Origin of the sequence: Neisseria sp. 27098_8_112 (genome assembly GCF_041433235.1) — a bacterium.
GTDB lineage: Bacteria > Pseudomonadota > Gammaproteobacteria > Burkholderiales > Neisseriaceae > Neisseria.
Genome location: NZ_JAPWBB010000006.1, coordinates 85,023 through 97,563, shown reverse-complemented (window position 1 = coordinate 97,563; position 12,541 = coordinate 85,023). Strand labels below are relative to the sequence as shown.

General features: G+C 50.7%; 11 protein-coding genes. All 11 read right to left on the bottom strand.

Annotated elements, in window-relative coordinates:
* Nucleotides 1-73 precede the first annotated feature (73 nt).
* Nucleotides 74-583 (bottom strand): OmpH/Skp family outer membrane protein, encoded by a 510-nt coding sequence (locus tag O3682_RS05525; RefSeq protein WP_039864258.1) that lies wholly within the window; start codon nucleotides 581-583, stop codon nucleotides 74-76.
* Between the two features lie 111 nt (nucleotides 584-694).
* Nucleotides 695-3,097, bottom strand: coding sequence for an outer membrane protein assembly factor BamA (gene bamA, locus O3682_RS05520; protein WP_371508907.1), 2,403 nt, complete (start codon nucleotides 3,095-3,097; stop codon nucleotides 695-697).
* A gap of 3 nt (nucleotides 3,098-3,100) precedes the next feature.
* Entirely contained in the window at nucleotides 3,101-4,441 is a 1,341-nt protein-coding gene (rseP, locus tag O3682_RS05515) for an RIP metalloprotease RseP (protein ID WP_371508905.1), read from the bottom strand.
* 131 nt (nucleotides 4,442-4,572) lie between these two features.
* Nucleotides 4,573-5,754 (bottom strand): 1-deoxy-D-xylulose-5-phosphate reductoisomerase, encoded by a 1,182-nt coding sequence (gene ispC, locus O3682_RS05510; RefSeq protein WP_371508903.1) that lies wholly within the window; start codon nucleotides 5,752-5,754, stop codon nucleotides 4,573-4,575.
* A gap of 117 nt (nucleotides 5,755-5,871) precedes the next feature.
* Nucleotides 5,872-6,621, bottom strand: coding sequence for an SIMPL domain-containing protein (locus tag O3682_RS05505; RefSeq protein ID WP_371508901.1), 750 nt, complete (start codon nucleotides 6,619-6,621; stop codon nucleotides 5,872-5,874).
* A 33-nt stretch (nucleotides 6,622-6,654) separates the two neighbouring features.
* Nucleotides 6,655-7,449 carry a phosphatidate cytidylyltransferase gene (locus O3682_RS05500; RefSeq protein WP_114926460.1) on the bottom strand — a complete coding sequence of 265 codons (795 nt, stop codon included), beginning with the start codon at nucleotides 7,447-7,449 and terminating at the stop codon, nucleotides 6,655-6,657.
* 5 nt (nucleotides 7,450-7,454) lie between these two features.
* Nucleotides 7,455-8,201, bottom strand: coding sequence for an undecaprenyl pyrophosphate synthase (gene uppS, locus O3682_RS05495; protein ID WP_371508899.1), 747 nt, complete (start codon nucleotides 8,199-8,201; stop codon nucleotides 7,455-7,457).
* Between the two features lie 57 nt (nucleotides 8,202-8,258).
* On the bottom strand, nucleotides 8,259-8,816 hold the full coding sequence (gene frr, locus O3682_RS05490) for a ribosome recycling factor (protein WP_003686718.1): 558 nt from the start codon (nucleotides 8,814-8,816) through the stop codon (nucleotides 8,259-8,261).
* A gap of 175 nt (nucleotides 8,817-8,991) precedes the next feature.
* Entirely contained in the window at nucleotides 8,992-9,291 is a 300-nt protein-coding gene (locus O3682_RS05485) for a DUF2818 family protein (protein ID WP_003686671.1), read from the bottom strand.
* Nucleotides 9,292-9,511: 220 nt separating this feature from the next.
* Entirely contained in the window at nucleotides 9,512-10,954 is a 1,443-nt protein-coding gene (gene nuoN, locus O3682_RS05480; RefSeq protein ID WP_371508897.1) for an NADH-quinone oxidoreductase subunit NuoN, read from the bottom strand.
* A gap of 9 nt (nucleotides 10,955-10,963) precedes the next feature.
* Complete coding sequence (locus O3682_RS05475; RefSeq protein ID WP_128582403.1) at nucleotides 10,964-12,460, bottom strand: NADH-quinone oxidoreductase subunit M; 1,497 nt, start codon at nucleotides 12,458-12,460, stop codon at nucleotides 10,964-10,966.
* Between the last annotated feature and the right edge of the window lie 81 nt (nucleotides 12,461-12,541).

Below are 12,541 nucleotides of genomic sequence, written 5' to 3'. Positions count from 1 at the left end.
TCTGAAAGATGCCGGTTTGGGTTTCAGACGGCCTTAGGTTTGTCTGTATGGTTACATTCGCTGCCGAGCAGGGTCAGTGAGCATTTAGGGCTTTGATAACGCTATCGGTAATGTCGTAGCGGCCGTTGACGTAAATCACGTCCTGCAAGATGAAGTCGTAACCTTCGCGTTTGGCTAAATCGACGATGACGCGGTTGGCATTTTGCTGGAGCGCGGCGAATTCTTCATTGCGGCGCAAGTTGTAGTCTTCAGCCAACTCGGCCTGCTGCTTGCGGAATTTCTGTACCAGATTGCGCCATTTTTGGGTTTCCGCTTCCCTTTGGCTGTCGCTGAGCTTGTCACCGCTCAGTTTTCGCTCCAAAGCCTCGCCTTCCTGCTGCAGCTTTTGCAAGGCGGTTTGACGGCTTTTGAACTCTTTTTCCAAAGTCATCTGAATGTTTTGCGCCTGCTTGGATTCCTGATAAACGCGCTCGGTATTGATAAAACCGATTTTCTGCACGCCATCCGCCGCCGCTTGCGGCAACAGCACGAAACCCGGCAGGGCTACGGCGAGGACACGGAGGGTGTCGGCTATTTTACTCATGATAAAAATCCTTGCTTGAAAACAAACGGGCGGTTTGCAATAAGCTTGCCGCCAATCTGCCATGAGGCCGTCTGAAACGGACAAACCCGGTTTCAGACGGCCTAAACATCATCAGAATGTCGTACCGAGTTGGAATTGGAAGCGTTGGATTTCGTCGCCTTCTTTTTTCTTAATCGGATAAGCATAACTGAACTTCATCGGACCCAGCGGAGAGAGCCAGGTCACGGCAGCACCGGCAGAGTAACGCAATTCGTTTTTGAATGTCGATTTGTGGGTCTTGCCTAAACCGTATGGGTTTTGAGCATCATTGTTGGTGTAATAAAAATTACTGCTACTATCGCTGTAGGTTTTGCCATCCCACACGCTGCCTGCATCGGCAAACAGGCTCAAACGTACAGTACGCGAGTCTTTAATGCCCGGCATCGGGAAGAGCAACTCTGCGGAAACGTTGGCTTTTTTGTTACCGCCGTAGCTGATTTTCTCGCCGTATTCGTCATAAACTTTCGGGCCCAGCGTACCGCTTTCAAAGCCGCGGACAGAGCCTAAGCCGCCGCCGTAGAAGTTTTCAAAGAACGGCATGGTTTTGGTTTTGCCGTAGCCGTTGCCATAACCGACTTCGCCACCCAGCATCAATGTGAAATCTTTGCTCAACGGGAAGAACCAAGTTTGGTTGTGGGTCAGGGTGTAGTATTGCAGGTCGCTTCCCGGCAAGGCGATTTCGCCGTTTACGCCGGTCAGGTAACCGCGGGTCGGCCACAAGGCATTGTCGGTTTTGTTGCGGCCCCAGCCGATGGTACCTTTGTACAACCAGCCTTTGAAGTTACCCACGCCGCTACCGTCGCCTTTGCCGTATTGTTTGATAAAGTCGGCATAGCGTTTAGGCGCGCCTTTGTAGGTGTTAACAGTCAGACGCTCTGCGGCCAAACCGAAATTCACACGGTCATATTCGGTAACCGGAATACCGATACGCAAACCGCCGCCGAAAGTCGTGGTTTTATACTGTTTCGCGCTGGAAGAAGCTTTACGCGGGTCGTAAGTCTTGCCGTAAAGGTCGTAGCCCAAGCTTACGCCGTCAGGTGTGAAGTATGGGTCGGTAAACGACAATGAGCCGTTTACTGTGGTTTTACTGCGGGAAGCACGCAAGGCAACGGATTTACCCGTACCGAACAGGTTGTCTTGAGCCACGCCGGCAGACATCACCAAACCGGTATCCTGAACCCAACCTGCGCTCAAGTCGAGCGAGCCGGTAGAACGTTCGGTCAGGCTCATGTTCAGGTCGACTTGGTCAGGCGTATTGGCCACAGGAGCCGCATCAAATTGAACGTTGTCGAAATAGCCCAACAACTCAACGCGCTCTTTAGAACGTTGCAGTTTGGCAGAATCGTAAGGCGCCGATTCCATTTGACGCAACTCGCGGCGGATGACTTCGTCACGGGTTTTGTTGTTGCCGGTAATGTTGATTTCGTTCACATAGATTTTGCGGCCCGGTTGAACGGTCAACACAAAATCAACAGTATGCGTTTCGGCATTGGGAATCGGTTGGACATTGATTTCGCTGAATGCGTAACCTGCCTGACCCATGCGGTTTTGGATGGCTTCGAGCGAATTGGACATTTGCGCGCGCTCGTACCATTTGCCCGGCTTCATGGTCAGCAGTTTTTCCAAATCTTCTTTCGGCACTTCCAGCGTATCGCCTTCGATGCGTACATTGCCCCAGCGGAAGCGGTCGCCTTCGCTGACGGTTACTTTAATGGTTTGCTTGGTTTTGTCTTCGTTGGTTTGGATATCGGTATCCAAAATACGGAAGTTGAAGTAGCCGTTGTTTTGGTAGTAATTGGTGATTTTTTCCATGTCCTGAGCAAATTTTTGCTCATTAAACTGGTTGCTCTTGGTGATCCAAGTCCACATGCCGCCTTCGCTCAGGGACATTTGTTTCAGCAGGCGGCGGTCGGAATAAACTTCGTTGCCTTCAAAGGAAATATCGGTAATCTTGGTAGATTTGCCCTCTTCGATGGCAATATCGATAGACACGCGGTTGCGGGCGAGTTTAGTTACAGTCGGAGTGATTTGGACAGACTGTTTGCCACGGCTCAAATACTCTTCTTTCAAACCGGCAACGGCTTGGTTCAGCGTTGCTTGGTTGAAGTATTGGGATTGCGCCAAACCAAATGCTTCAAGGTTTTTCTTGATGGCATCGTTTTGCAGCATTTTCGCGCCGGTAATATTGAGCGAGCTGATGGTCGGACGCTCAATCACGGTCAGTAGGACTTGATTGTCCATGGTTTCGACGCGCACGTCGTCAAAGAAACCGGTTGCGTAGAGTTTTTTGATGATTTCTTCACTGCGCGCATCATTGAAATTATCACCGACTTTAACGGGCAGGTAGTTGAAGACGGTACTCGGCTCGGTGCGTTGCAGGCCTTCGACGCGGATGTCCTGAATGGTAAAGTCAGCCAATGCCAGTGGAGACAGGCTCAATACCATTAAAGCGGAAGCAATCTGGTTCAGTTTCATAAATTATCCAAACAAACGGTTGATGTCATTAAAGAAAGCCACAGCCATCATCAAAAGCATGGCTGCCAGTCCGAAACGCAGGCCGACTGCCTGTATGCGCTCGCTCAAAGGCTTTCCGCGTATCCATTCGGCGGTATAGAAAACCAGATGTCCGCCGTCTAAAACGGGCACGGGCAAAAGGTTCAACACGCCTAAGCTGATGCTGACCAAAGCCAGAAATTCGAGGTAGCTCTGCAATCCGAGTTTGGCGGACTGTCCGGCGACATCGGCAATGGTCAGGGGACCGGAAATATGGTTCAAAGAAGCATTGCCTGTAACCAGTTTTCCGAAAAATTTGAGGGTCGTCCACGAATAGTTGACGGTTTTGTTCCAACCCAATTCAAAGGCTTGGGCAACGGAAGGCGTATAACGGTAGCGGATGGTTTTATCCCACTCTTTATCCGCTTGGGCGGCAAGCCCTGCTCTACCCACCAGCACGCCTGCCGACTGCTCGACGCTGTCCGGCCGGATAGCGGTTGCCAGCACTTTTCCGTCGCGCTCGTAAGTCAGTTCGATTCGTTTGCCGGGGCTGGCGCGGAAAAGTTCCGTCCATGCCTGCCAGCTTTCGATGGGCTTCCCATCGGCGGTCAGCAGTTTGTCGTTTTCCTTCAAACCTGCTTTTTCGGCCGGACTATTGGCCAAGACTTTGCCGATGCGGTTAGTAATTCTAAAAGGCAAAAGGCCAATGTTGCCTTGGCTTTTCGCAACTTTACCTGCTTCAGGCGTGCCGGCGGCATCAATTATGCGGATGGCTTGGGTATTGGAGGCCGTCTGAACAGCAACTTTTACAGGACCGGCTTCAAGGTTCAACACCATCTCGGTTTGCGCATCACTCCAGTCTTTAACGGCAATTCCGTTGACCGATACAATTTTATCGCCTGCCTGAAAACCTGATTTGGCGGCAATGCTGGCAGGCTCGACCATGCCGACATAAGGGCGCAACTCGGTCACGCCGAAAGAAAAGCTCAAGCCGTAAAGCAAAACGGCCAAAATCAAATTGGTCAAAGGGCCGGCGACGACAATGGCGATGCGCTTGGCCGGATGCTGCTTGTCAAAGGCGTACGGCAAATCCGCCTCCGCCACCTCACCTTCGCGCGTATCGACCATTTTAACGTAACCGCCCAGCGGAATCGGGGCAAGACACCACTCGGTATCGCCGCGCTTTCGGGTGAAAAAGGGCTTACCGAAGCCGACGGAAAAGCGCACGACTTTAACGCCGCACCAGCGGGCAACAATATAGTGTCCGAACTCATGCAGGCTGACCAAAATCAGAATGGCGACGATAAAGGCTAAAAAGGTTTGCAAAAAAATCCCCTGAGTGGAATGTAATAATCAACGGATAAGGCCGTCTGAAAACCGATTATAAAGGCAGTTGCTCCATTTTGTCTGCCTAAATGCCAAGCGGTTGACGTTTCAGACGGCCTGTCATTGAAGCTTTATTGTTTGCCGATAAAGGCTTCTGCCTGCCTGCGTGTTTGCGCGTCTTGCGCCAGCAGGCCTTCGATATCGTGACGGCCGTCTGAAAAATCCTGGGCAAGGCAGTGGGCTACGACTTGGGCAATATCGGTAAACTTGATGCGTTTATCCAAGAAAGCGGCCACGGCCACTTCGTTTGCGGCGTTCAACACGCAAGGCGCGGCGCCGCCTGCATTCATGGCCTGATAGGCAAGTTTCAAACACGGGAAACGGTCAAAGTCAGGCTTTTGGAAGGTCAACGCGGACAATGCGCCGAAATCCAGCTCGCCCACGCCGGAATCGATACGTTCGGGCAGGCCCAAGCAATAGGCAATCGGCGTACGCATATCGGGATTGCCCAACTGCGCCAATACCGAACCATCGCGATAACGCACCATGCTGTGAATCACGGATTGCGGATGGATGACGACTTCTAGTTTTTCCGGCGGACAGTTAAACAGCCAATGCGCCTCAATCAACTCCAAGCCCTTATTCATCATTGACGCGGAATCGACAGAAATTTTGCGCCCCATGCTCCAATTCGGATGCTTGACCGCCTGCTCGGGCGTAATGCTGTCAAATGTACTTAAATCGGTGTTAAGGAAGGGGCCGCCCGATGCAGTCAGAATAATCGAATTGATACCGTGCTCATTCAGACGGCCTGTGTAATCCCTTGGCAATACTTGGAAGATGGCGTTGTGTTCGCTGTCAATCGGCAAGACAGTAGCGCCGTTTTGACAGGCGGTTTCCATAAACAATGCGCCGGAAACCACCAGTGTTTCTTTGTTTGCCAGATAAATGGTTTTGCCTTTTTGAGCGGCGGCCAAAGCCGACGGCAAACCGGCCGCGCCGACAATGGCACACATCACGCCGCTGACTTCCTCGGCAGAGGCGACATCAATCAGGGCTTGAGCTCCATATAAAACCTGCGTACTGATGCCTTCTTGCTTGAGTTTCTTTTCCAGCTCGGCCGCATGGCCAGTATCGCCGACAACGGCATATTCCGGGCGGAACTGTTTGCATTGCACCGCCAGCTTGTCCACCTGCCTATGCCCTGCCAGCGCGAACACGCGGAATTTTTCGGGATGGCGGGAGACAACGTCTAAAGTGCTTTCGCCTATGCTGCCGGTACTGCCTAATATGGTCAGAACTTGTTGTGTCATGGTGTGTTCTTTATGTGCTGTGCAAACGGTATTCATTGTGTTTGAAATAAATTTCTTTGCCGTTTTCAATTTTCAGACGGCCTTTTGCCTCCCAGCTGAAAAGGCCGTCTGAAAGAATTACTCAATGCCGTATTCGATGGTAACAACCAGTCGGACTTGTTTGCCGACGGTGCTTTTATCGTAAGAACCGCCGTATTCGTCGTCCTCGCTGCTGCCGGTGTCGGCATAGATGTTGAACGAGCCTTGCGAAGCAGAACGCATGGCGCCCACTTTGCCGCCGCCGGTTTTGGCAAATTCGGCCGCGCGTTTCTGCGCATCCTCAGTCGCCTGCGTAATCAAATCGCGTTTGATGGTTTCCAAATTGCCCAGCAAATATTGCGGATTGTCGAAGCGGATAAATTCGTTTTGCGCACGGAAGTTCAAAATGGCGCGCTGGGCGGCTTGGATTTTGTCCAATTTTTTGGTGTTGACCACAATATTGAGGTCGCCATCGTAGCCGTTGGGCGTGCGGGTTACGTTGCCGAGTTCGTCACGGGTTTCATTGAAAACGCGTGACACTTCAGGCAGGCTCACTTTCATTTCAGCCGCCGTAAAGCCTTGCTCGCCCAAAAATTTAGACAGCTTCTTACGTCTTGCCGTTAGCAAATCCAAAACTTCCTGATAGCTTTCGCCGTGCGCGTTCACGCCCGTATTCCACGTCGCGCTGTCGGATTGGAAGTTTTTCTCCGCCAAACCTTTTACGGTAATCGTCCCGGGTTGACGCAGGTTCTTAAACTGCACGCCCAAAATAAACGCCGCAGCCATCAATCCCAGTGCCAACAATACGCCCAAGATCGATAAAGATGAAATATGTTTTTGTTCGGACACAATCAGCTCCCTCAACCACGTCAGACAGGCGGTTTAAAACAAATATACAAAGGCGGCATAAATGCTGATAACGGCGATCAGACTGTCCACACGGTCGAACACGCCGCCGTGACCCGGCAGCAGATTGCTGCTGTCTTTGATACCGGCCGCACGTTTGAGCCAGCTTTCCAGCAAATCGCCGCACACGCTGACAACGGTCAGAATCAAGCCGATCAAAATAGTTTTTAACCAACCGGCTTCAAAAGCCAGCCAACCGGCTTTCCATACGATGGTCATGTACACGGCAACGCATAATGCGCCGCCGATCGCACCTTCCCAGCTTTTACCCGGACTGATGGTCGGCGCAATTTTGCGCTTGCCAAACGATTTGCCGCAGAAATATGCACCAATATCGGCCACCCACACCAAACCCATAATCGCCAATAAAGACAGCGCGTCTTCAGGATGAGGGCGCAGGTAAACCAGTGCGAACCAAAACGGCATCACCAACAACCAACCGACCGTGTAAGCCTGCCAGCCGCCGTTCAACTTCCATTTCGCTTTCAGCCACCAAGGCATGACAATCAGCCAAAACGCCAATACGACATACCAAACCAAATCAGGCAACTGCCAACCGCCGGCATAGGCAATCACGCCAAACACCAGCGTTGAAGCCAAATAATGATTGATTTTCAGCTTGTCCAAGCCGCTCATACGGGCATATTCCCACAAAGTCAGCATGGCAATCAGGCCGCAAAACGCCGCCCACAGCCACATAGGCGCATAAAACAGCATACCCAGCATCAGCGGCAAAAGCCACAGCGCCGTTAAAATCCGTTGTTTCAACATAGTTCTCAACCCCGTTGCTGCTCAACCGGCAGCTGTTCGGAAGTCCGCCCGAAGCGGCGTTCCCGTTTTTGGAACGAAACAATCGCTTCATTCAGCGATTTCTCATTAAAATCAGGCCACAGCGTATCCGTAAAATACAATTCCGCATACGCCATCTGCCACAGAAGGAAATTACTGATGCGCGTCTCGCCGCCGGTGCGGATAAACAAATCCGGCTCGGGTGCATCACCCAACATCAAATAGCGCGACAACGCCTCTTCCGTAATCTCAGTTACACCCTCGGCAATCAACTGATTTGCCGCCTGCAAAATATCCCAACGGCCGCCATAATCGGCGGCAATGCTCAAAGTCAAGCCGGTATTGTTTGCCGTCAACGCCTCTGCCGCCTCAATCCCCTTCAGGATTTCAGCGTTAAACCGCTCACGGCTGCCGATGATCCTCAAGCGCATATTGTTATCGTGCAAACGGCGCACCTGCTTTTGCAAAGCCTGCAAAAACAGCCCCATCAGAAAAGAAACCTCTTCCTCGGGGCGTCGCCAGTTTTCAGTCGAAAAAGCAAACACGGTCAAATACCGCACACCCAGTTCAGCACAATGCTTCACCATGTTCTCCAGCGCATCCAAGCCGCGCTTATGCCCCATCACACGGGGAAGAAAACGCTTCTTTGCCCAACGTCCGTTACCGTCCATAATCACAGCAATATGTCGGGGGATGGCAGAGTGTTCCAAAATCGTCTGCGTACTGCTTTTCATGTCTGCCTTTCAGGGAGCAAACCGTCCAAAGGCCGTCTGAACGGTTTGCACACAGGATTAAATCGCCATCAAATCTTCTTCTTTGGCAGCCAAGAGCTTGTCTGCCTCAGCAATGTATTTGTCGGTCAACTTCTGAACCGCTTCCTCGCCACGGCGTGCTTCATCTTCAGAAATTTCTTTATCTTTCAACAATTTTTTGATGTGGTCGTTTGCATCACGGCGCACATTGCGGATAGACACACGGCCTTCTTCCGCCTCTCCGCGTACCACTTTGATCAAATCTTTACGGCGTTCCTCAGTCAACATAGGCATAGGGACACGGATCAAATCGCCGACAGAAGCAGGGTTCAGGCCCAAGTTGGAATCACGGATCGCTTTCTCGACTTTTGCAGCCATATTGCTCTCGAAAGGTTTCACACCGATCGTACGCGCATCCAAAAGCGTTACGTTTGCCACTTGGCTCACAGGCACCATGCTACCCCAGTATTCCACTTCCACTTGGTCGAGCAGGCCGGTATGCGCACGGCCGGTACGTACTTTAGCCAAATTGTCTTTCAATACTTCCAGAGAACGCTGCATTTTGCCTTCAGCTGTCTTTTGAATATCATTAATCATCTTATACTTTCAATTTCATAGGAATAAAACAGAATTAACCAAGAATAGTACCGTTAAACCGCCCCCACGACAAGGCTTTACGTCCCAACAGCCTTGTTTTCTAACCGATATTTAACATCAAACAAAATAAAGGCCGTCTGAAAATCTTTCAGACGGCCTTTTCCTTATTCAAATCCTACTCTCTATTCCGCTCATTCCAAAAGTAACGCCATACGAAGCATGGGAAAGCAAAAATCAGGTAGAGGCAGACAACGGTCGCGTAAAACTCCCAGTCTTGGGCATGTACGGCTCCGGCGCGTGATTCGAGAATATAGGCGAGAATCGCGGTAAGAAGGAAGCCCGCCAGCAATTCGATCAAGTGATGGCCGATGTGTTTGCGTTTCAGGGCGATGATGCCGAAGAATTTGGTGGTAATAAATGGTGCGTTGGCAAAGATAAGTGCCAACAGCAAAAGAATGTACATGGATGCGGTCATGATGGTCTTTCTGTTTTCAGACGGTCTGTGTGTGATTTTAACATGTTAAATGGGCATTCTTGCCTATCATTATCCGTGGAATATTCAATATCTTGATGATACCTGCTTGATGATTGTTCAAAGGCTTGAGGCCGTCTGAACTTTGGGTATATTTCATCCGAATGAGAATCCTAACAAAAACGGCGACTTTGGAACAGCCGCCGTTGGTTTTGTTTGAAGCTTACAGGGTATTTATCAATGCTTTGGCACACCAGTCGATAACGGTTTGCGGCATGATACCCCACAGGAGCAGCAAGAAGGCATTGACCGTCAGAACAAATTTAGCGGCATAGTTACTGCCGACCGGCTGGTCATGGTCAGGAGCATCGAAGTAGATGACTTTGACCACGCGCAGGTAGTAGAACGCACCAATCAGCGACATGATGACGGCAAATACGGACAACCAAACATGGCCTTGTTTCAAGAGCGCCATAATCACGCCGAACTTGGCGTAAAAGCCCATCAGCGGAGGAATGCCTGCCATAGAGAACATGGACAGCAGCATCAGGAAGGCAAACCATGCATGGCGTTGGTTGAGGCCTGCGAGGTCTTTGATGTCTTCACACTCAATGTCTTTGGTAGACAATACCATCAAAACACCGAAGCTGACTGCCGCCATCAAAGCATAGGTAATGGCGTAATACAAACCTGCGGTAAAGCCGACCGCGCCTGCCATAAACGCCAACAGGATAAAGCCCATGTGCGATACGGTGGAATAGGCAAGCATACGTTTGATATTGGTTTGCATGATGGCGGCAAGGTTACCGACCACCAAAGAAGCAACGGCAAGGATGGCCAACATCGGCGCCCAGTCTGAATGTATGGTACCCATACCGGTAACAAGGATACGGAATGCAAAGACAACAGCGGCAATTTTCGGAGCCGTACCCACAAAGGCGGTAACAGAGGTCGGCGCGCCATCGTACACATCAGGTACCCACATATGGAATGGCACCGCACCCAATTTAAATGCAATGGCAACTACAATAAACACCATACCCAATTTCAACAACCATTCATTGGCCTGCTCATTGAAAGCAGAAGCCAAGACGGAAGCAAAATCAAGAGAACCGGTGGCGCCATAAACCATGGAAATACCATAGAGCAGCAAACCGGAGGCCAACGCGCCCAATACGAAGTATTTCAGCGCAGCCTCGGCAGAGCGGCCGGAATCGCGGCGCAGGGCAATCATGGCGTACAGCGACAAAGACAACAATTCCAAACCGATATACGCAGTCAAGAAATGTGCCGAGCTGACCATGACGCTCATACCCAACAGGGCAAACAGCGACAAGGTATAAAACTCGCCTTTAAAAATTTGGCGGTCTTGGTTGTACGGTTTACTGTAAATAAACAGACCAAACGTCAGCGCATACAGTACCAGTTTTGCCAAACGGGACATGCCGTCTGCAATATACATCCCGTGAAAGGCATCGACACTGCCCTGCTCCCATACCGCCAATTGGGTGACGGCCACAACAATGACCGTTCCCAAACTCATCAAATGGGTCAGATAGCGGTTTTTATCGCAAATCCACAAGTCTGCCAGCAATACGACACCCAATAGCGCAAGCAGCACGATTTCGGGCATGGCGGGCATTAAATTCAAATCAGACCAGTTCATTTACACACCTCAAATCTTGCTTTGTGCCACATGGGCAATCAAATCGTTTGCCGCTTGATGCACCACTTCGATAAACGCTTGCGGATACAGACCCATGCCCAATACAGCAACCGCCAAAATCGCCAAAATCGCAAATTCGCGGCAATTGATGTCTTTCATTTCGGCAACGTGCGGATTGTGGATCGCACCAAAAATAACGCGTTTGTACATCCACAGAGTATAAGACGCACCGTAAATCAGGGTCATGGCGGCCAACGCACCTACCCAGAAATTCACTTTAACCGCGCCCATAATCACCATAAACTCGCCCACGAAGCCGGAAGTCGCAGGCAGACCGGCATTGGCCATACCGAACAACATCATAAACGCCGCAAACTTAGGCATTACATTGACCACGCCGCCATAATCGGCAATATTGCGGGTATGCAGGCGGTCGTACATTACGCCGATACACATAAACATGGCGGCAGACACAAAACCGTGGGAAATCATTTGAATGATTGCGCCTTTCAATGCCCAGTCATTCAATTGGCCGTTTACAAACAGGAACATGCCCAAAGTGACAAAACCCATATGGCTGATGGAAGAGTATGCCACCAGTTTTTTCATATCGGTTTGCACCAAAGCCACCATACCGATATAAATCACGGCAATCAGGCTCAATACGATGATCACAGGGGCAAAATAGCGTGCAGCATCCGGCATAATCGGCAGGATAAAGCGCAAGAAACCATACGCACCTAGTTTCAGCGTAATCGCCGCCAACACCATCGAACCGCCGGTCGGCGCTTCAACGTGGGCATCCGGCAACCAAGTGTGCACAGGGAACATCGGCACTTTTACAGCAAATGACAGGAAGAACGCCACAAACAAAAGCTGTTGTACACCCAGCGGAATCTGTTTGATGTTTTGGAAATCGACAATAGAGAAGCTGCCTGTTTGATAGTACAGGTAAACCATGGCAACCAGCATCAAGAGCGAACCCATCAGCGTATAGAGGAACAGCTTGACCGACGCATAGACGCGGCGCGGGCCGCCCCATACACCGATAATCAGGTACAGCGGAATCAGCATACCCTCGAAGAACACATAAAACAGAATCGCATCCTGCGCGGCAAACGCGCCGTTAATCAAACCCGACATCATCAGGAATGCCGCCATATACTGCGCCGGACGTTTCTGAATGACTTCCCAACCGGCCAATACCACCAACAGCGTAATAAACGCATTCAAGATGATAAAGAGCACTGAAATACCATCTACACCCAATTGATAGTTGATTTTCAGAAGCGGAATCCACTCGTGGAACTCGGTAAACTGATAGCCGCCGCTCAAACGGTCGAAACCGGTAAACAGGGGCAGCGTTACCAAGAAACCGGCAAGCGCACCCATGAAGGCAAGCACACGCGCCAGCGGCGCACGGCTGTCTTTACCGGTCGCCAAAACCAGCACACCTGCGGCGATGGGTATCCATATTGCCAAGCTGAGTAGGTAGTTGGAAAACATAGTGGTTAACCTGTGGTTAAAATAAAAATGTGTTTATGTGGATATTTCTTCGTTTCAGACGGCCTGAAGGTTTAAGGCCGT